A 20,426-nucleotide genomic window follows, 5' to 3' on the forward strand; every position below is an offset into this window, starting at 1 on the left:
GACGCGGTGGATGAAGGCGAAGGCGCGGTGTTCACGTGAGCCTAAGCAACGCCAGCAGCTCGGCTCAAACGTTCACGTTTAGCTTGGCAGACGGCACGGCGGGCAGCGACGACTACAACACAGACCTGTCGAACGTGACGTTCGGCACAGGCGTGACGAACAACGGTGACGGCACGATCACGGTCGATGCGGGCGTGACGGAGTTCACGGCGACGGTCGCGACGACCGATGACACGATCGACGAAGCGGATGAAACGTTCACGTTGACGGTTGGCGGCAAGACAGGCACAGCAACGATCATAGACAAACGACGATGCACCGACGATCGATAACGTGAGCCAAGCGGTGAATGCGGATGGCGACGCGGTGGATGAAGGCGAAGGCGCGGTGTTCACCGTGAGCCTAAGCAACGCCAGCAGCTCGGCTCAAACGTTCACGTTTAGCTTGGCAGACGGCACGGCGGGCAGCGACGACTACAACACAGACCTGTCGAACGTGACGTTCGGCACAGGCGTGACGAACAACGGTGACGGCACGATCACGGTCGATGCGGGCGTGACGGAGTTCACGGCGACGGTCGCGACGACCGATGACACGATCGACGAAGCGGATGAAACGTTCACGTTGACGGTTGGCGGCAAGACAGGCACAGCAACGATCATAGACAACGACGATGCACCGACGATCGATAACGTGAGCCAAGCGGTGAATGCGGATGGCGACGCGGTGGATGAAGGCGAAGGCGCGGTGTTCACCGTGAGCCTAAGCAACGCCAGCAGCTCGGCTCAAACGTTCACGTTTTAGCTTGGCAGACGGCACGGCGGGCAGCGACGACTACAACACAGACCTGTCGAACGTGACGTTCGGCACAGGCGTGACGAACAACGGTGACGGCACGATCACGGTCGATGCGGGCGTGACGGAGTTCACGGCGACGGTCGCGACGACCGATGACACGATCGACGAAGCGGATGAAACGTTCACGTTGACGGTTGGCGGCAAGACAGGCACAGCAACGATCATAGACAACGACGATGCACCGACGATCGATAACGTGAGCCAAGCGGTGAATGCGGATGGCGACGCGGTGGATGAAGGCGAAGGCGCGGTGTTCACCGTGAGCCTAAGCAACGCCAGCAGCTCGGCTCAAACGTTCACGTTTAGCTTGGCAGACGGCACGCGGGCAGCGACGACTACAACACAGACCTGTCGAACGTGACGTTCGGCACAGGCGTGACGACGAACAACGGTGACGGCACGATCACGGTCGATGCGGGCGTGACGGAGTTCACGGCGACGGTCGCGACGACCGATGACACGATCGACGAAGCGGATGAAACGTTCACGTTGACGGTTGGCGCAAGACACAGCAACGATCATAGACAACGACGATGCGACGAACGATCATAGACAACGACGATGCACCGACGATCGATAACGTGAGCCAAGCGTTGATGCGGATGCGACGCGGGCGGATGAAGGCGAAAGGCACGGTGTTCACCGGCACGTGAGCCTAAGCAACGCCAGCAGCTCGGCTCAAACGTTCACGTTTAGCTTGGCAGACGGCACGGCGGGCAGCGACGACTACGACACAGACCTGTCGAAACGTGAACGTTCGGCACACGGCGTGACGAACAACGGTGACGGCACGGCACGACTCACGAACGACGTTGCAGGGGACGAACAACGGTGACGGCACGATTCACGGGGCGTGACGGAGTTCACGGCGACGGTCGCGACGACCGATGACACGATCGACGAAGCGGATGAAACGTTCACGTTGACGGTTGGCGGCAAGACAGGCACAGCAACGATCATAGACAACGACGATGCACCGACGATCGATAACGTGAGCCAAGCGGTGAATGCGGATGGCGACGCGGTGGATGAAGGCGAAGGCGCGGTGTTCACCGTGAGCCTAAGCAACGCCAGCAGCTCGGCTCAAACGTTCACGTTTAGCTTGGCAGACGGCACGGCGGGCAGCGACGACTACAACACAGACCTGTCGAACGTGACGTTCGGCACAGGCGTGACGAACAACGGTGACGGCACGATCACGGTCGATGCGGGCGTGACGGAGTTCACGGCGACGGTCGCGACGACCGATGACACGATCGACGAAGCGGATGAAACGTTCACGTTGACGGTGGCGGCAAGACAGGCACAGCAACGATCATAGACAACGACGATGCACCGACGATCGATAACGTGAGCCAAGCGGTGAATGCGGATGGCGACGCGGTGGATGAAGGCGAAGGCGCGGTGTTCACCGTGAGCCTAAGCAACGCCAGCAGCTCGGCTCAAACGTTCACGTTTAGCTTGGCAGACGGCACGGCGGGCAGCGACGACTACAACACAGACCTGTCGAACGTGACGTTCGGCACAGGCGTGACGAACAACGGTGACGGCACGATCACGGTCGATGCGGGCGTGACGGAGTTTCACGGCGACGGTCGCGACGACCGATGACACGATCGACGAAGCGGATGAAACGTTCACGTTGACGGTTGGCGGCAAGACAGGCACAGCAACGATCATAGACAACGACGATGCACCGACGATCGATAACGTGAGCCAAGCGGTGAATGCGGATGGCGACGCGGTGGATGAAGGCGAAGGCGCGGTGTTCACCGTGAGCCTAAGCAACGCCAGCAGCTCGGCTCAAACGTTTCACGTTTAGCTTGGCAGACGGCACGGCGGGCAGCGACGACTACAACACAGACCTGTCGAACGTGACGTTCGGCACAGGCGTGACGAACAACGGTGACGGCACGATCACGGTCGATGCACGGGCGTGACGGAGTTCACGGCGACGGTCGCGACGACCGATGACACGATCGACGAAGCGGATGAAACGTTCACGTTGACGGTTGGCGGCAAGACAGGCACAGCAACGATCATAGACAACGACGATGCACCGACGATCGATAACGTGAGCCAAGCGGTGAATGCGGATGGCGACGCGGTGGATGAAGGCGAAGGCGCGGTGTTCACCGTGAGCCTAAGCAACGCCAGCAGCTCGGCTCAAACGTTCACGTTTAGCTTGGCAGACGGCACGGCGGGCAGCGACGACTACAACACAGACCTGTCGAACGTGACGTTCGGCACAGGCGTGACGAACAACGGTGACGGCACGATCACGGTCGATGCGGGCGTGACGGAGTTCACGGCGACGGTCGCGACGACCGATGACACGATCGACGAAGCGGATGAAACGTTCACGTTGACGGTTGGCGGCAAGACAGGCACAGCAACGATCATAGACAACGACGATGCACCGACGATCGATAACGTGAGCCAAGCGGTGAATGCGGATGGCGACGCGGTGGATGAAGGCGAAGGCGCGGTGTTCACCGTGAGCCTAAGCAACGCCAGCAGCTCGGCTCAAACGTTCACGTTTAGCTTGGCAGACGGCACGGCGGGCAGCGACGACTACAACACAGACCTGTCGAACGTGACGTTCGGCACAGGCGTGACGAACAACGGTGACGGCACGATCACGGTCGATGCGGGCGTGACGGAGTTCACGGCGACGGTCGCGACGACCGATGACACGATCGACGAAGCGGATGAAACGTTCACGTTGACGGTTGGCGGCAAGACAGGCACAGCAACGATCATAGACAACGACGATGCACCGACGATCGATAACGTGAGCCAAGCGGTGAATGCGGATGGCGACGCGGTGGATGAAGGCGAAGGCGCGGTGTTCACCGTGAGCCTAAGCAACGCCAGCAGCTCGGCTCAAACGTTCACGTTTAGCTTGGCAGACGGCACGGCGGGCAGCGACGACTACAACACAGACCTGTCGAACGTGACGTTCGGCACAGGCGTGACGAACAACGGTGACGGCACGATCACGGTCGATGCGGGCGTGACGGAGTTCACGGCGACGGTCGCGACGACCGATGACACGATCGACGAAGCGGATGAAACGTTCACGTTGACGGTTGGCGGCAAGACAGGCACAGCAACGATCATAGACAACGACGATGCACCGACGATCGATAACGTGAGCCAAGCGGTGAATGCGGATGGCGACGCGGTGGATGAAGGCGAAGGCGCGGTGTTCACCGTGAGCCTAAGCAACGCCAGCAGCTCGGCTCAAACGTTCACGTTTAGCTTGGCAGACGGCACGGCGGGCAGCGACGACTACAACACAGACCTGTCGAACGTGACGTTCGGCACAGGCGTGACGAACAACGGTGACGGCACGATCACGGTCGATGCGGGCGTGACGGAGTTCACGGCGACGGTCGCGACGACCGATGACACGATCGACGAAGCGGATGAAACGTTCACGTTGACGGTTGGCGGCAAGACAGGCACAGCAACGATCATAGACAACGACGATGCACCGACGATCGATAACGTGAGCCAAGCGGTGAATGCGGATGGCGACGCGGTGGATGAAGGCGAAGGCGCGGTGTTCACCGTGAGCCTAAGCAACGCCAGCAGCTCGGCTCAAACGTTCACGTTTAGCTTGGCAGACGGCACGGCGGGCAGCGACGACTACAACACAGACCTGTCGAACGTGACGTTCGGCACAGGCGTGACGAACAACGGTGACGGCACGATCACGGTCGATGCGGGCGTGACGGAGTTCACGGCGACGGTCGCGACGACCGATGACACGATCGACGAAGCGGATGAAACGTTCACGTTGACGGTTGGCGGCAAGACAGGCACAGCAACGATCATAGACAACGACGATGCCGACGATCGATAACGTGAGCCCAAGCGGTGAATGCGGATGGCGACGCGGTGGATGAAGGCGAAGGCGCGGTGTTCACCGTGAGCCTAAGCAACGCCAGCAGCTCGGCTCAAACGTTCACGTTTAGCTTGGCAGACGGCACGGCGGGCAGCGACGACTACAACACAGACCTGTCGAACGTGACGTTCGGCACAGGCGTGACGAACAACGGTGACGGCACGATCACGGTCGATGCGGGCGTGACGGAGTTCACGGCGACGGTCGCGACGACCGATGACACGATCGACGAAGCGGATGAAACGTTCACGTTGACGGTTGGCGGCAAGACAGGCACAGCAACGATCATAGACAACGACGATGCACCGACGATCGATAACGTGAGCCAAGCGGTGAATGCGGATGGCGACGCGGTGGATGAAGGCGAAGGCGCGGTGTTCACCGTGAGCCTAAGCAACGCCAGCAGCTCGGCTCAAACGTTCACGTTTAGCTTGGCAGACGGCACGGCGGGCAGCGACGACTACAACACAGACCTGTCGAACGTGACGTTCGGCACAGGCGTGACGAACAACGGTGACGGCACGATCACGGTCGATGCGGGCGTGACGGAGTTCACGGCGACGGTCGCGACGACGATGACACGATCGACGAAGCGGATGAAACGTTCACGTTGACGGTTGGCGGCAAGACAGGCACAGCAACGATCATAGACAACGACGATGCACCGACGATCGATAACGTGAGCCAAGCGGTGAATGCGGATGGCGACGCGGTGGATGAAGGCGAAGGCGCGGTGTTCACCGTGAGCCTAAGCAACGCCAGCAGCTCGGCTCAAACGTTCACGTTTAGCTTGGCAGACGGCACGGCGGGCAGCGACGACTACAACACAGACCTGTCGAACGTGACGTTCGGCACAGGCGTGACGAACAACGGTGACGGCACGATCACGGTCGATGCGGGCGTGACGGAGTTCACGGCGACGGTCGCGACGACCGATGACACGATCGACGAAGCGGATGAAACGTTCACGTTGACGGTTGGCGGCAAGACAGGCACAGCAACGATCATAGACAACGACGATGCACCGACGATCGATAACGTGAGCCAAGCGGTGAATGCGGATGGCGACGCGGTGGATGAAGGCGAAGGCGCGGTGTTCACCGTGAGCCTAAGCAACGCCAGCAGCTCGGCTCAAACGTTCACGTTTAGCTTGGCAGACGGCACGGCGGGCAGCGACGACTACAACACAGACCTGTCGAACGTGACGTTCGGCACAGGCGTGACGAACAACGGTGACGGCACGATCACGGTCGATGCGGGCGTGACGGAGTTCACGGCGACGGTCGCGACGACCGATGACACGATCGACGAAGCGGATGAAACGTTCACGTTGACGGTTGGCGGCAAGACTGGCGCGAGCGGCACAGCAACGATCATAGACAACGACGATGCACCGACGATCGATAACGTGAGCCAAGCGGTGAATGCGGATGGCGACGCGGTGGATGAAGGCGAAGGCGCGGTGTTCACCGTGAGCCTAAGCAACGCCAGCAGCTCGGCTCAAACGTTCACGTTTAGCTTGGCAGACGGCACGGCGGGCAGCGACGACTACAACACAGACCTGTCGAACGTGACGTTCGGCACAGGCGTGACGAACAACGGTGGATAGTTACTAAGGAAGATATTGATCAAGGTAAGTTTATCTTTACACCAGATACTAACGAATCTGGTATTGATGGTTATGGCGGCAATGGTATTGGCAATCAGCAGGCTGACTATGCTCGTATTACTTTTAAAACTGTCGATGGTAATGGTACAGAAGGTCACGAAAGTACATTGGCCATTGATATTCGTCCTGTTGCAGATAAACCTAATGTTGAGCTTACTATAACTGCTTCAGAATCGAATGGTAGCTCTAGTACTACTGAGACAACTCTCGTAAACGGTGGTAGTGGTCAACCTGGTGGTTTTGACGTTCAGAACGGACAAATTGTCAAAGTTGGTGATGGTGTTCGTGTTTGGTTGACTAAGGGTGATCCTGTTCCTGAAATTGCAAATCCTGATTCTGGTAACCCAGGCGTAGTAGAGTTTTACAGTGATGGCAATCCTCATGGATCTTCAGATTATGCCGACATATTTGTTGTTCATCCAGATAGTGGTTGGTTTTACACTCAGTCTGACTGGGGCGGGGCTGAGGAGTTAAGAGATCTTAATTCTGTTTTAGGTGGTACTGTTTCGCAGCAGAGTTCTGATGCAATGAAGGATTACATTTTCTTATCTGGTGATACTGCTGGTTTTGATGTAGGTTTCGGGCCAAATAATAGAAATGGTAATTTTAATACCATCGATAGTATTGTCGTTAAATATGATAACGAAACATTAATTAGCGGTAGTAACCAAATTGAAGGGGTTATCTACGGAAATGGAACGCTCGGTGGACCAAACAAGGAGGACACAACAACTAAAACGGTATCAGGTAGCCAAGAGTTTTTGGTTGATGTATCTGCTGAACTTACTGATACCGATGGTAGTGAAACGCTTTCTGGTATTGCGCTAACTGGCATTCCTGATGGTGTTAATGTTGAGCTTGTTGAAGCACGAGATGGCGTTACTCTGACTCATGGTGATACGGGTTGGGTTATTAGTAACCCGGATGGAAAAGATCTAACCGGAATTCAGCTGAAAGTGACTGTGACACAAAATTCTGATGAGTTCACTATTAGAGCAGAGGCAACGTCAACAGAGAAAGTTGGTGGGGGCAGCGCTCTTGGATTTGCTGCAGCCAATTTTGTTGATACGGATACTGTCCCAACTATTACTGTTGATGATGATGGTCTTGCTAAGTTGAATGTATCGACGGATGACTCTGACCTTCGAGCTGTTGAAGAGTCTGTTTCTTCTGTAGTTGATTTCTCATCGGTCTTTGGTTTTGACTACGGCACTGATGGTCGTGGCGATGTTACTTACGAAATAATACTTGAAGACTCTTCTGTTGCTACTGGTTTCACCATGTCTAAAACGGGCGATGCGATTAGTTTGTCTTTGGATGACGGTAAATTAATTGGCTTGACAGGAAGTGGGGTTAAAGTATTTGAAGTGACTCTTGATGCTGATGGTAAGGTCTCAATGACTCAATATGAGGCGGTTTCTCATCCTGATGGCACTCAAGATAATGAAGAAATTTCGTTAGCAAACCTAGGTGTTAAGTTGCAAGTGACGGTGACGGATGCGGATGGCAACACGTCGGAAGCTGATACTGCTACGACAAAAATAGATCTTGGTGCACATCTCAAGTTTGAAGATGATGGTATAAGTATTTCTCAAAATAGTGTGCCAGAAGAGGGTTATCATGTTTCGACTGAAGGAGTTACACAAGTTGTCACTGGTAGTTATAGCTTCGCGGTAGCTGGTGCGGCATGGAGCCCTTCCGATTCTGCGAACTCAGGACATGCTGTTAATGGATCTATATATCAAGCTGATGGGTTCACTATTCAAGCTATTGGGTTTGATGCAAATGGGAACCTAACCCAGGCGCAAGTCTTCCAAACAGATTATCGTGGTTTGTCTGTCTACAGTCCTGATGCTTCATCTTCTATTAAAGAGTTGCCAAGTGAAATATCAGTTAGAAATGGTAAATCTGAGGAAATTATATTTAAACTTGAACCTGGGCATTTGGCATTTGGCATTAATGCACAATTAAGCTCTCTTTTTATCGGTGGTGAACAAGGTGATACAGATAATGAAATCGCAACAGCAGTATTTTATCGTAATGGTGAAGAAGTTGGTTCTACTACTAATTTTATTGCTGATTCATCTGGTGGCCATTTAACTACAGACTTAACGTCTATACCTGGTGGCTTTGATGAAGTTCGTTTTGTTGCTGTAGATAACGGTACTGGCTCATCGAATGCTTCTAATAGTGATTTTGCTATTCAGTCAATTTCTTTTGTCGGGGCAGATTCCACTCAGCCGATAGCAAGCGCAACTGGGCAAGTAGACGCAAATTCTGCAGATGGTGTTAAAGGGTTTGAGTTAAGTGGTTTGGTTGATAACTTAGGTTATACCGTGACGCTTAGTGACAATAACCACACACTTTTAGCGGTGGATGCCGATAATAAACCTGTTTTTGAAATTAAAATGAGCGAAGGCACTGGTAAATGGGATGTTCTGCAGTATCAAGAGATGACTAAAGATATTCAATTTACTGTTAAGGCCGTCGACAATGATGGAGACAGTGTTACAACAGTAGTGAGTCTTGGAACCGAGCACGGTAACTCTGCTCCAGAGTTAACGTTTGTAGATGGTTCTGATTCTGCCGTTATTTCCGAAGAAGGTTTAGCTGCTGGCAACCAAGATACTGATGGTGATTCTGATACAACCAACAGTGTGACTGCTTCTGGTGTCTTTACTATAAGTGATGTTGATAGTAGCGATACATTGACAGTGTCACTTGTTGCGCCAACTGACGTAATGAAATCAGATGGTGTAGTCCTAGCTTGGACAACTGATAGTAGCGGTAATTTGGTAGCGAAAGCCGGTGATACTGAAATTATTCGTGTAGCCCTTACCGATACAGAGGGTCAGCATGGTTATGTGGTCACTCTTAGTGGTCCTGTTGATCATGCTGATCCGAAGTTGGAAGATACCGCTAGTATTAATTTTGGTATCGCTGTAAACGATGGCACTGTCACAACAACAGAAAGCGTGTCAGTGATTATTGAAGATGATTCACCTAATGCGGTGACAACAGCGGCTGAATTAACTCTTAGTAATGCTGCTTCTGAGAGTAATTTTGCTATTGATGGTATTTCAGTTGATTTTAAAGGTGCTGATTTCAGTTATGGCAGGAGCTGGAGCCGTGAAGGCGTTTGGGATGCTGATGGTGATGGTGATCAAGATGGTGTGTATTGGGGGGCAGGATTCTTATCATCAAACAAAAGTGGATCTTATTATTCGACGACAGAGTCTAGCGCGTCAGTAGGTGTTGGAATCAATTCATCCTTTGTAGTTGGGGAGTTTACTCATAAAAACGACATTCTTTCTGGTAATGATGCAACACTTAAAAGTGCCACTATGTCGATTAGTTTTAACATAACGATTGCCGGAGAAGTTAAGTCTATTAGTCTTGATGTTCCTATCGTTCATAAGGAAACGTCGAATAACGGTACATCTGATGATGATACCGTGATTCTTACGCCAGCAAGTCAGAATGTTGAAGTGAATGGGGTGACTTACACTGTGACATTGGATGGTTTCCGAGCAGGAGCTAATGATGAGATTACTCAGTATATCTCTACTCCAGAAAACAGGACCGAGGCTTATTCAATCGTTGCTAGTGTGGAGGTTGCTGGTTCAAGCGATCTTGACTCAAATGTTCTTAACGGTAGTGTCGAATTTGACGCTGGGGCTGATGGCTTGGATAAAGTAGTAGCGGATACGACTACTAACGACAATGGAACCTTTGTCACAAGTGAAAATGGAACCTATGTCTTTACTGCCAGTGCTGCACTTATTGGCTCTTTAGAAAAGGATGATTCTAAAGTAGTTAGTTACGAATATACTGTGGTTGATAAAGACGGTGATTCTGTCGTTAATACGATTAATATTACTGTGTTCGGACCTGGAACAGAGCGAGTGAATACTGCTCCTGAGTTAACGTTTGTAGATGGTTCTGATTCTGCCGTTATTTCCGAAGAAGGTTTAGCTGATGGTAATCCAGATACTGATGGTGATTCTGATACAACCAACAGTGTGACTGCTTCTGGTGTCTTTACTATAAGTGATGTTGATAGTAGCGATACATTGACAGTGTCACTTGTTGCTCCAACTGACGTAATGAAATCAGATGGTGTAGTCCTAGTTTGGACAACTGATAGTAGCGGTAATTTGGTAGCGAAAGCCGGTGATGCTGAGATTATTCGCGTAGCCCTTACCGATACAGAGGGTCAGCATGGTTATGTGGTTACGTTGAGTGGTCCTGTCGACCATACTGACAAGACGTCAGAAGATAACGCTAGTATTAATTTTGGTATCGCTGTAAACGATGGCACTGTCACGACAACAGAAGGCGTGTCGGTTGTTATTGAAGATGATTCACCTAATGCAGTGACAACAACGGCTGACTTAACTCTTGGTAATAGTAGCTTTTCTATAGGTGATATTTTAGTTAACTTTAATAATGCTGATTTCACAAACGGTTCAGGGAATACTGGCGTTAAGGATCTTGATAGTGATGGTGGTAAAGATCTTATTTATTGGGGAGCTGATTCAAAGGATGCCCCTCTTGAGGGTTCTTATTATTCGACATCAGAATCTACGTTAGCAGGGGGGGAAGTTAATTCATCCTTTGTTGTAGGGCAGTTTACCCATAATAATACTTCTCTTGATGGTGGTTCTAAGTCACTTGAAACTGTCACTATGTCGATTAGTTTTGACATAACGATTGAGGGAGTGGATAAGACCATTGAACTTGATGTTCCTATTGCTCATGATGAAACGTCGAATAACGGTTCATCTGATGACACCGTGAACCTTACATCAGTAAGTCAGACTGTTGAAGTGAATGGTGTGACTTATAAAGTGGCATTAGATGGTTTTCGAGCAGGAAATAATGGTGAGATCACTCAGCATATTTCCACTCCAGAAAACAGCTCAGAGACTTATTCAATCGTTGCAAGTGTGAGAGTCGATAATACAAATGACTCAAATGTCCTTAAAGGTAGTGTAGAGCTTGATGCTGGTGCTGATGGTTTGGATAAAGTCTTAGAGGATACTACTACTGACAGCCATGGAACCTTTGTCACAAATGCAAATGGAACTTATGTCTTTACTGCCAGTGCTGCACTTATTGGTTCTTTAGCTAAGGATGAGTCTAAAGTTGTCAGCTATGAATATACCGTGGTTGATAAAGACGGTGATTCTATCGTTAATACAATGAATATTACTGTATATGCATCGGGGGAGATGGTCGCAGAGTCAAGCAGCAGTCAACCTGATGAGATAGCGAGAGTTAGTGCTATAGCCTCTTCATCGAAAGATGAAACCAGTGACGACACAGCTGCTGATGACTCGTTAATTGGTGGCGCAGGTGATAGCGGTTCATCAACTGGTGATGACTCGTTAATTGGTGGTGCAGGTGATAGCTCTTCAACTAGCGGTTCATCAACTGGTGATGACTCTTTAATTGGGGGCGCAGGTGATAGCTCTTCAACTAGTGGTTCATCAACTGGTGATGACTCGTTAATTGGGGGCGCAGGTGATAGCTCTTCAACTAGTGGTTCATCAACTGGTGATGACTCGTTAATTGGTGGCAGTGATAATGGTGATCGAATTGGTACCTCAGGTCAGGATCGATTTGTTCTTGATGATGATTCAAACGATACTATTACTGACTTTAATACCAATGACGATATTCTTGACTTGACCGATCTTTTATCAAGTGCAGAAGATAGCCCTGGGGCTGATGCATCTGAGGATGCTATTGCAGATTTCTTGAAAGATCATGTATCTAAAGATAGTAGTAGTTCATTAACTGTTAGTGATGGTAGTGGTCATGGTGCTACTGTAAATTTAGATTCTGCTTCAAGTGCTGATTCTATCAAAGTCATCTACAATGATCATGAGTACAACATCAATATTGATGGCTAGTCTTGCTCTGATATAGACCACTAAAAAGGCCGAATCGTTTTACGATTCGGCCTTTTCGTTTTTGTAACTTGTTTAGTTTAGAAAGTGATTATTTCAATTACTTAAAAGCTATACGCCTAAGCCGATAGGGCAGCTCACGCCAGTTCCGGCGAGTCCGCAGTATCCATTTGGATTCTTGTGAAGATACTGTTGGTGATATTCCTCAGCGAAGTAGTAGGTATCGAGTGGTTCAATCTCGGTAGTGATCATGCCGTGGCCTGCGCCGAGTAGCTCTTTTTGAAACGCCGCTTTGCTAGCTTCCACGATTGCCATATCTTTATCATTGGTTGTATAGATAACAGAGCGATATTGGCTGCCTATGTCGTTGCCTTGGCGCATACCTTGGGTTGGATCATGGTTTTCCCAAAAAACCTTAAGCACGCCTTCTAGCGAGATGACAGAGGTATCAATCACAACTTGAACCACTTCACTGTGACCTGTTTGCCCTGAGCATACTTCTTCGTAGGTTGGATTGGGTGTAAAGCCGCCTGCATAACCTACAGATGTGACTACAACGCCAGGGGTATTCCATAACTTGCGTTCGGCCCCCCAGAAACAACCCATTCCTAGAATGATTTCGGTTTCATTGGGATTTTCATCGCGGACAAAAGGTTCGTTGTTGACAGCGTGTACCCCTGAGATTGTTAAAGGTGTGCTTCTGCCGGGTAGGGCGTCGGCTTCAGAGGGAATTGCTGATTTTTTAAGAATGGCTTCAATATTGCTGGGCATATTTGGCTCCTAACCTATTGGTCGAAAATATTGGATGGCTACCTTTTACCTTGCGGTAGCGTAGGATACAAGTATTTAAGCTTCTCTATATCTAATAAGAGGCTGAGTCTGTTTGGTATAGGTAAGATAATGAGGCAGAAAGATTTTTTTTCAACTAATCCGATCTAGTTCTCTTGCAGTGCTTGACTCTCAGTTAAATCTACCTATAATACGCACCTCGTTGGCAAGGGTTGAGCAAATTAGCTTAGCCAGCAGACATTGATGAATGTTTGTTGTTAACGATGATTAGTCGCGGGATGGAGCAGTCTGGTAGCTCGTCGGGCTCATAACCCGAAGGTCGTTGGTTCGAATCCGGCTCCCGCAACCATATTAAAAAATGGTCGTTGGTTCACTTTTTAATTAAGAAAAGGGCTCCAGCCAAAACTAATCAAATGAAGTTGTTAGTGATGTAAAGAAAGTTAATTTGTCGCGGGATGGAGCAGTCTGGTAGCTCGTCGGGCTCATAACCCGAAGGTCGTTGGTTCGAATCCGGCTCCCGCAACCATTTTACTATAGGTCGTTGGTTCACTTTTTAGTTAATAAAAGGGCTCCAGTAACCAAGTGAATTTAGTTATCTTGACATATTTTTATCTTTAATTTCTGCATATAAACTATATAAATCAATAGTTTAATCTGTCGCGGGATGGAGCAGTCTGGTAGCTCGTCGGGCTCATAACCCGAAGGTCGTAGGTTCGAATCCTGCTCCCGCAACCAAATATCAGATTTGGTCATACAAATATTCAGAAATACATTACTAAAAAGTAAGCTATATCAATAGTTTAACTTGTCGCGGGATGGAGCAGTCTGGTAGCTCGTCGGGCTCATAACCCGAAGGTCGTAGGTTCGAATCCTGCTCCCGCAACCATTTCAAAAGTTCGTTGATTCCCTTTCTTATCAAGAAAACTGACTCCCTCAACCATATTTTAAATTCAAAAGCTTCGCTAAAAGTAATACTATATTTATAGTTTATTTTGTTTCGTGATAGTCGCTCATCTGATGCCACTTTTAATTGCTTAGGTACATCCGTTCGAAGGTCGTTAGTTCCCTGTCTAATGAAGCCAAGTGATGGATGCTGCTGTGTACATCCTAACTCGTCAACGAAACTTAACGATCAGCGATATGATTGTCTTACCACCACCATTTGATATATCTGTGAATAATAACCAGCCTGTTTATCGTTAGTGACAGTTGAAAGTGATATCTAAGGTGTTTTTATGCATAACAAACGAAGAATTTTTATCATTTGATCAATTTTTCTAAGTTTTTTGCTATAAATTAAAACCACAATAATTGCTTAAAAGGAATTCTATGTATCACGGGAGCTGTTTATGCGGGGCGGTAACATTAGAAATTCATGGTGGTATTGATTCCATTATTCACTGCCATTGCTCTAAGTGCAGAAAAAGCTGCGGCACTGCATATGCGACGAATGGGTTTGTCGCTACAAAAGAGTTAGTGATAAAAACAGGGCAGGAGCTGGTTGCATTTTATGAGACTTCGCCTGGGAAAAAACGTCACTTTTGCAGGGTGTGTGCTTCCCCAATTTTTAGTAGCAACGAACAATCACCGAATCAACTGCGTTTACGTCTTGGTATTTTAGATTCTGATATTGATGAAAGACCGCAATCGCATAACTTTGTGTCATCAAGCGCTAATTGGGATGATTTTGATGCCAATTTACCTCGTTATGTTGCTCACGAACCAAGTCGGAATAAAAGTAATTAAAAATGTTTAGGTGAAAATGATAACTCTTTTGCTTTTTAATAATAAGCACCACGCATACCCTTAATGATCTAAGTATGCGTGGCGCAATACATTTTCTTAAAGCTTAGAGTTTGCTGATTGCTGTAAGTAAGTTCTGGTTAAATGTCTCATCAGTTACGACACCTTTATTTGCATCAAAGTTATCGAAGAAGCTCGGTAGTGATATTGCATTGATTACGTTCGCTGCAAAGTAGGGCGCTGAGGCTTGTGCGGCGGCTAAAACACTTTGTGCTCCGCTTGGGCCGGGTGAAGTAGACAGCATTATTACGGGTTTATTTTGGAAGACTTTCATGTCTATTCGAGATGTCCAATCGAACAAGTTTTTATAAGCCGAGGTATAAGAACCATTGTATTCGGCGAATGACATAACGATGCTATCGGCTGTGCCAATCGCATTATAAAAGTCGTGTGCTAGTTGTGGAATGCCTGATTCTTTCTCTCTGTCTTCGCTGTAGATCGGCATTTCGAAATCGTTAATGTCTATTAGTGATACGTCTGCGTTGTTTATTTGCTGTGCAGCATAAAAAGCCAGTTTTTTGTTGATGGAGTTTTTGCTGTTGCTTGTGCTAAAAGTAAGTACTTTCATTTTAGTTTCCTATGTTTAGATTTGTAGAGAGGTTAGATTGCTTTTTAAGGGTAGCGGTGCCGATAAGGGCGAGAGCAAGTGTGAAAGCCCCTGCTAATAAGTAAAAATCACTGTAACCAAGCTTGGCGATAAGTGTCGAGGTGATGAAGGGTGAAACAAACTGGCCAATGAAGATGCTACTGGTGAGTACGCCGGACGCAAGCCCACGCTTATTGATTGGAACGAGTTCCATGCCTTTTACCATGAAGTTAGGCATCACCAGCCCCATACAAACACCCATTAAACCGCATCCAAGGATAACTAAGCCGAACGAGTTTGCTTGTGATAGTACGAGCATACCAATGCTCATGGCGATGAAGCCAATAAGTGCCACGCCATAACTTTGAATTTTAGCGACTAATTTTCCAAAAAATACGCCTGTTATGGCCGCTGTTAAGGTACCCATTCCGATTGCCAAGCCTGATTTGCTTGGATCAGCGATGCCGATATCTGCCATAAAAAATGGAATTTGTGTTGGTAAGATATAAAAGACGATCAAGTGGCAAAAAAGGAGAAGAGAGCAGCCAATGAGCGGTAGTTTCCAGTGGGTGTTGATATCGTCTTGTTGGCTATCGCTTGGCTGCTTGGTCGGCTCAGTATCACGAATAGATAGAAACACGAGCGGAATTAGCAGAATAGCAATGGCGTAAATATAAAAAGGTAGTCGCGCGCTGATGCTGGCTAAATAGCCTGCTGTGACGATGAAAAGAATGCCCCCAACGTTAGAGAAGGCTTGTTGCAGTCCCATGAATTGGCTTCTTTTCGGTCCTGAGAAATAATCGGCTATTAGCGCGGTTATAGCAGTCATGAGCCCAGCAACACATATGCCTAGAATGGCTCTGCTGATAATAATGGCTTCTATTTCTTGTAGTTGTGCACCAGCTGCACCTGCGATGGCAAAGACGATAGTCGCAATGATTATTTGATTTCTGCGGCCGAATTTATCGGCTGTCCAGCCAAGTATTGGAGCAAAAATTACGACAAACAAAGCTGGAATAGGTAATAGCATTTTTACCAAGAAATCGGCAGAAGGTGTTCCTGAGAATTCATTGGCCAAACCAGGTAATGCAGGGGCAATAGTCGCGTTGGACATTACCGTTAGCGTGGAAATCAGTAGCAGGCAAAGTGCTCTGGGTTCTAATAGATTGATTTTCATTAAGGCTCTCTTTTTAGAAATATACAGTATTTTTCCAAGTGCTTTCTCCCGTGCTGAGCTTGAGTTCACTTGGATTTGTGTCTATTCTGCTACCTAAACTTAAGTTGAGGTCAAGCGTAAAATGCGAAAAATAATAATGCCTGAGTGGATTTCAGTGGGTGTGTTAAGCGAAAGGACCGGCGTGTCTGTGTCGGCTTTGCATTTTTATGAAAGAAAAGGCTTGATCAAGAGTCAAAGAAATACCTCTAATCATAGGCAATATCCAAAGCATGTCATTCGGATTGTTTCTCTTATTCAGGTTGCTCAGCGGACAGGGTTTTCTTTAGAAGATATTTTATTGGAGCTTGAAGGTTTGCCAAATCGAACTCGCGTCACCCTAGAAGATTGGGAGGCGCTGGGGCTAAGATGGCAAGGCGAGTTGGAAAGGAAGATCACTCAATTAACGGAACTAAAAAACATGATGTCCGATTGCATTGGTTGCGGTTGCCTTTCTCTGGAAAGATGTCGGCTTCTTAACCCATACGATGAATTAGGCGCAAAGGGCACAGGTCCACAACGGATGACCGAATAAGCGACATCGACCTGTTAACGCCTATCTTTCCACAGGTATGTCTTTGATTATTTGTGAAATTGCAGGGTTGTTGCTGAGATCGGCTAGATCGATGAGGTATTTTTTTTCGAGTTCAGGTATAGCTTGATCAGCAAGTAACTCTTTGAGTAATGCTTCTTCATTATTGGCGATGGCTGTTTTGATCGCGGCAAAGTTAGCGATGCTCTGGTTATTTTTATGAGTGGTGTTCGTTTTCATTGTTCTGTTTCCTTTTTCGTATAATTAAAAATCGAACTTGGTTTTAATTACCACACTAAAGGGAGAACGCTTAGAATGCAAAATACCATCTTGATCATCGAATAGGTTTATAAAGTTTTACAAAAATATTCCATTGACCAAGCTGCAAAGCAGCCACATGAAAATGGCGTAAGGCAAGCTGTTGGACACTATGGTTCTAGTCGGGATGTGATAGCGGCTGGTCATTAATAGTCCAAGCCCCGTTAATCCACTACTGCCTGCAGAAATAGCCCAAGCACTGAGAAACAAAAAGCCTAATTGGGTTGGGTCTGGATTTAATGACAACAGCATTGGACTCGCTACCGCAATACTCACAACGGGGTGTATCCCAATGATGCCAGCAGTAATCATAATGGCGAGAGTAAATGAAAATAGGGTCGGACTGAATGTAAAATTGTCTAAATTAAAGAATTGCGGATAGCTAAGAATAATAGCGCTAATGCCGTTTGAAAATATCCCCGCGGCAAGAAATAAAGCAAATTGACTGCCAATTTGAGGCAGCTTATGGTTCACGAAATGCAGCAAGCTTGTTTTTCTAGAAGCTGTACGCATTAGTAATAGTGTCGCGCTAGGTGCTAAAACACAAATGAGCACCAGTATGCTGATATCGGGCCAAATATAATGAAAAAATATGACACAAGAGGCAAGAAGTATTGGGATTAAAAGGCTTTCTCGGCGAATCGGGTAGCCGTTGAAGTCGCCTTTAGTGCGTCTATACGCTTCTGTGCTGGAAAAAATGATGGCAACTAATCCCATTGCAATGCCTGGAATAAGTGTTTGTTGCCACTGCATACCTGGTGCATAAATAATTGCGACGCCCGTTGCCACAAAGAAAGGTGACCACCAAGCCGCCGCGGAAAAGTTACGAGTCAGTATAAACTGCTGTTCAGGCGTTAATTTTATCGTGCCTTTTATACGATCTGCAAAGACCAGAATCACAGATAGATTAATCACTGCGCCTAATACTTGTACGCCAAGCGCAGTATTAAATATAGCGCTTAATCCTTTTGGTAAAGGGCGTTTTTCATCTTTAGAGCCAGTTAAATCTAAAAATGAAACAGCCACAAACATTGCCAGCATAGGCAAGTTAACCGCAAAAATTTGCTGCCAAGTCATCCACGTACCTTTCGCACCAGCAAAGACGAGAGCCGCTATTCCTATCCCCATAAGCCAAGTGACTTGTCGTTTTGCACTTCGTGCTAAGGTATGCCACATAGCGATATTGGCTCCCCACGCCAATAGAGTAGGCATTAACACAGGGGTTAAATGAGCAACAGAAAAAAGATAAAAGACTAAAGTACCAAGTACAAACCAACCTGTGTATTTTTTGAGGAGTTTCATTGAGTTTGTAGTGTCCTTACGTTAAAGCATTTTTTGTAAGCGTCTAGGTGAGCTCTAAATAGTGATACATCTATGGGTGATCGGCAATAGGCTATGCGTGCTATTTATTACATGCCTAACGAAGTTGATTTTTTGACCATTAGCATAAGTTGACTGTTTTTTATACTAATTGTTTGATTCTTCAATGCTATGAGAGTATCAATATTGTAGTTATATTAATTAGACTTATTTGCATTGTTATTTTGTATAGATGATCTTCCATAATTTATAAAATGTCGTATTGTTGGTTCATAGTATGTTTTCTGTGCTACTACCATCAAGCAAGGAAAAGGCTAAGGCATGCAGTTTTTCTTAAGAAAATTGATTCGTTATTACAGGTATAAAGTTGATAAAAGTTTGAACACAGAAGATGGCTATCAACAAAGCTTTTTGGCTGGTTTTTTTGGTTTGATGGGCTCCATCATTGCTTTTTTTACTGCATTAAATAGTTTCGTTATTCAGCTTTATAGTTTAGCTATCTGTTTGTTTTTAGTAAGCGCTTTATTGCTGCTATCTTTTCTTATACTCAAATCTTCTACATATAAGCGCTTTCATAATCTTTCGCGCTGTATAGCTCTGCTGGGATTATTTTCTTTAGGTCTTTATTTGATCCATTCTGGTGGGATCAATAACAGTGGTCCGCTATGGATTTATATCATTCCTTCGGTGACATTTGCATTCTTAGGTTTAAAGCTGGGCGTTATTGCGAATGGCGTCTTTTTTGTTCTTTCATCTATTTTGCTGTTTTTTCCAAGTGATGCTCTCTTGGCTACGACATATTCTTATGAATTTAAAACGCGTTTGATGTATGTGTTTTTAACTATAGTCGCCTTATCTGGGGTTTATGAAGCGGCTCGTTATTACTCGTTTATGCGGCTAAAGTCGATGAAAGAGAAGTATGAACATCAAGCTCAGTTTGACTATTTAACACTTTTGCCAAATCGTCGGGGAATCCAAAAAATACTCAATAAAGAGCATCAGCAAAGAAAGCTTAGCAATAGCGTTTCAACGATAGCCACTTTGGATATTGATAAATTTAAAGCTATCAATGATGAGTTTGGTCACGAGATGGGGGATCTGGTGTTAAAGCATGCGAGTAAAGTGCTGAGTGAATGTATCCGCTCGCAAGATTCATTAGCACGTTGGGGAGGTGAGGAGTTTCTACTTTTGCTTCCCGATACTCGTGAGGCAGACGCTATCGAATTGTTGGAATCGGTTCGTGAATGTGTAGAGAAAACACCGTTCGAACATGACACTATTAGTATTTCTATTACTCTAAGTATTGGGTTGTGTGAAACCTCACCCGATGTTGATTTTAATGAAACCATTAAGCTTTCAGATATCAGTTTATATCGTGCTAAACAGGCAGGACGGAACACTGTTTTTGCCTATTCGTCAGCGCTTTAAGATAGATTTTTAGGTGACACGTACGTCATCTACTTGCCTTTTGATTCTGCAAAAAACAAATCGCCTACGTCAATTGCCATTA

19 protein-coding genes and 4 tRNA genes are annotated in these 20,426 nt (G+C 47.3%); 18 read left to right on the forward strand and 5 right to left on the reverse strand.

All coding sequences use genetic code 11. The annotated features are described in order from the left end of the window. Nucleotides 1-35 precede the first annotated feature (35 nt). The 11 genes from KDW99_RS08075 (at nucleotide 36) to KDW99_RS08125 (ending at nucleotide 12,358) form a co-directional block, all read left to right on the forward strand. Complete coding sequence (locus tag KDW99_RS08075; protein WP_255828788.1) at nucleotides 36-332, forward strand: hypothetical protein; 297 nt, start codon at nucleotides 36-38, stop codon at nucleotides 330-332. A gap of 1 nt (nucleotide 333) precedes the next feature. Next, nucleotides 334-804, forward strand: a complete 471-nt coding sequence (locus KDW99_RS08080; RefSeq protein ID WP_255828789.1) for a hypothetical protein — start codon at nucleotides 334-336, stop codon at nucleotides 802-804. Between the two features lie 112 nt (nucleotides 805-916). Then, a complete protein-coding gene (locus KDW99_RS08085; protein WP_255828790.1) occupies nucleotides 917-1,219 on the forward strand; it encodes a hypothetical protein in 303 nt (100 codons plus the stop codon). Between the two features lie 59 nt (nucleotides 1,220-1,278). Beyond that, the gene (locus KDW99_RS08090) at nucleotides 1,279-1,410 is read left to right on the forward strand and encodes a hypothetical protein (RefSeq protein WP_255828791.1); all 132 of its coding nucleotides are present in this window, start codon (nucleotides 1,279-1,281) and stop codon (nucleotides 1,408-1,410) included. 301 nt (nucleotides 1,411-1,711) lie between these two features. After that, complete coding sequence (locus KDW99_RS08095; RefSeq protein WP_255828793.1) at nucleotides 1,712-2,179, forward strand: Calx-beta domain-containing protein; 468 nt, start codon at nucleotides 1,712-1,714, stop codon at nucleotides 2,177-2,179. A gap of 29 nt (nucleotides 2,180-2,208) precedes the next feature. After that, nucleotides 2,209-2,469 (forward strand): hypothetical protein, encoded by a 261-nt coding sequence (locus KDW99_RS08100; RefSeq protein WP_255828794.1) that lies wholly within the window; start codon nucleotides 2,209-2,211, stop codon nucleotides 2,467-2,469. A 31-nt stretch (nucleotides 2,470-2,500) separates the two neighbouring features. Beyond that, nucleotides 2,501-2,680, forward strand: coding sequence for a hypothetical protein (locus KDW99_RS08105; protein ID WP_255828795.1), 180 nt, complete (start codon nucleotides 2,501-2,503; stop codon nucleotides 2,678-2,680). A 114-nt stretch (nucleotides 2,681-2,794) separates the two neighbouring features. Next, entirely contained in the window at nucleotides 2,795-4,729 is a 1,935-nt protein-coding gene (locus KDW99_RS08110; protein WP_255828796.1) for a beta strand repeat-containing protein, read from the forward strand. Nucleotides 4,730-4,743: 14 nt separating this feature from the next. Continuing rightward, on the forward strand, nucleotides 4,744-5,385 hold the full coding sequence (locus KDW99_RS08115) for a Calx-beta domain-containing protein (protein ID WP_255828797.1): 642 nt from the start codon (nucleotides 4,744-4,746) through the stop codon (nucleotides 5,383-5,385). Beyond that, nucleotides 5,382-6,380 carry a Calx-beta domain-containing protein gene (locus KDW99_RS08120; RefSeq protein ID WP_255828798.1) on the forward strand — a complete coding sequence of 333 codons (999 nt, stop codon included), beginning with the start codon at nucleotides 5,382-5,384 and terminating at the stop codon, nucleotides 6,378-6,380. The genes KDW99_RS08115 and KDW99_RS08120 overlap by 4 nt, the downstream gene beginning before the upstream one ends. Before the next feature lie 167 nt (nucleotides 6,381-6,547). Beyond that, nucleotides 6,548-12,358, forward strand: coding sequence for a DUF5801 repeats-in-toxin domain-containing protein (locus tag KDW99_RS08125; RefSeq protein WP_255828799.1), 5,811 nt, complete (start codon nucleotides 6,548-6,550; stop codon nucleotides 12,356-12,358). 108 nt (nucleotides 12,359-12,466) lie between these two features. Here KDW99_RS08125 and msrA read toward each other — a convergent pair whose 3' ends face one another. Then, nucleotides 12,467-13,126, reverse strand: coding sequence for a peptide-methionine (S)-S-oxide reductase MsrA (gene msrA, locus KDW99_RS08130; RefSeq protein WP_255828800.1), 660 nt, complete (start codon nucleotides 13,124-13,126; stop codon nucleotides 12,467-12,469). Nucleotides 13,127-13,416: 290 nt separating this feature from the next. On the opposite strand from msrA, the gene KDW99_RS08135 reads away from it, so the two are divergent. The 5 genes from KDW99_RS08135 to KDW99_RS08155 all read left to right on the forward strand — a co-directional run bounded on the left by KDW99_RS08135 (nucleotide 13,417) and on the right by KDW99_RS08155 (nucleotide 14,890). Then, nucleotides 13,417-13,493 (forward strand) — tRNA-Met (locus KDW99_RS08135). A gap of 100 nt (nucleotides 13,494-13,593) precedes the next feature. Beyond that, nucleotides 13,594-13,670: transfer RNA gene (locus KDW99_RS08140), tRNA-Met, on the forward strand. 132 nt (nucleotides 13,671-13,802) lie between these two features. Further along, nucleotides 13,803-13,879: transfer RNA gene (locus tag KDW99_RS08145), tRNA-Met, on the forward strand. A 74-nt stretch (nucleotides 13,880-13,953) separates the two neighbouring features. Beyond that, nucleotides 13,954-14,030, forward strand: a tRNA-Met gene (locus KDW99_RS08150). Between the two features lie 443 nt (nucleotides 14,031-14,473). After that, a complete protein-coding gene (locus tag KDW99_RS08155; protein ID WP_219701816.1) occupies nucleotides 14,474-14,890 on the forward strand; it encodes a GFA family protein in 417 nt (138 codons plus the stop codon). A 103-nt stretch (nucleotides 14,891-14,993) separates the two neighbouring features. Here KDW99_RS08155 and KDW99_RS08160 read toward each other — a convergent pair whose 3' ends face one another. Beyond that, nucleotides 14,994-15,515: an NADPH-dependent FMN reductase gene (locus KDW99_RS08160; RefSeq protein WP_255828801.1), complete on the reverse strand. Its 522-nt coding sequence runs from the start codon at nucleotides 15,513-15,515 to the stop codon at nucleotides 14,994-14,996. Nucleotide 15,516: 1 nt separating this feature from the next. Next, nucleotides 15,517-16,710 (reverse strand): MFS transporter, encoded by a 1,194-nt coding sequence (locus KDW99_RS08165; RefSeq protein ID WP_255828802.1) that lies wholly within the window; start codon nucleotides 16,708-16,710, stop codon nucleotides 15,517-15,519. Between the two features lie 121 nt (nucleotides 16,711-16,831). Between KDW99_RS08165 and soxR the strand changes: the two genes are divergently transcribed. Next, nucleotides 16,832-17,281, forward strand: a complete 450-nt coding sequence (gene soxR, locus KDW99_RS08170; RefSeq protein WP_219701819.1) for a redox-sensitive transcriptional activator SoxR — start codon at nucleotides 16,832-16,834, stop codon at nucleotides 17,279-17,281. A 21-nt stretch (nucleotides 17,282-17,302) separates the two neighbouring features. Here soxR and KDW99_RS08175 read toward each other — a convergent pair whose 3' ends face one another. After that, the gene (locus tag KDW99_RS08175) at nucleotides 17,303-17,518 is read right to left on the reverse strand and encodes a hypothetical protein (RefSeq protein ID WP_255828803.1); all 216 of its coding nucleotides are present in this window, start codon (nucleotides 17,516-17,518) and stop codon (nucleotides 17,303-17,305) included. Nucleotides 17,519-17,635: 117 nt separating this feature from the next. After that, nucleotides 17,636-18,898 carry a hypothetical protein gene (locus KDW99_RS08180; RefSeq protein WP_255828804.1) on the reverse strand — a complete coding sequence of 421 codons (1,263 nt, stop codon included), beginning with the start codon at nucleotides 18,896-18,898 and terminating at the stop codon, nucleotides 17,636-17,638. Nucleotides 18,899-19,237: 339 nt separating this feature from the next. On the opposite strand from KDW99_RS08180, the gene KDW99_RS08185 reads away from it, so the two are divergent. Beyond that, a complete protein-coding gene (locus KDW99_RS08185; RefSeq protein ID WP_255828805.1) occupies nucleotides 19,238-20,344 on the forward strand; it encodes a GGDEF domain-containing protein in 1,107 nt (368 codons plus the stop codon). Nucleotides 20,345-20,426 lie beyond the last annotated feature (82 nt).

The sequence above is a fragment of the Marinomonas rhizomae genome (assembly GCF_024397855.1).
GTDB classification, from domain to species: domain Bacteria; phylum Pseudomonadota; class Gammaproteobacteria; order Pseudomonadales; family Marinomonadaceae; genus Marinomonas; species Marinomonas rhizomae_A.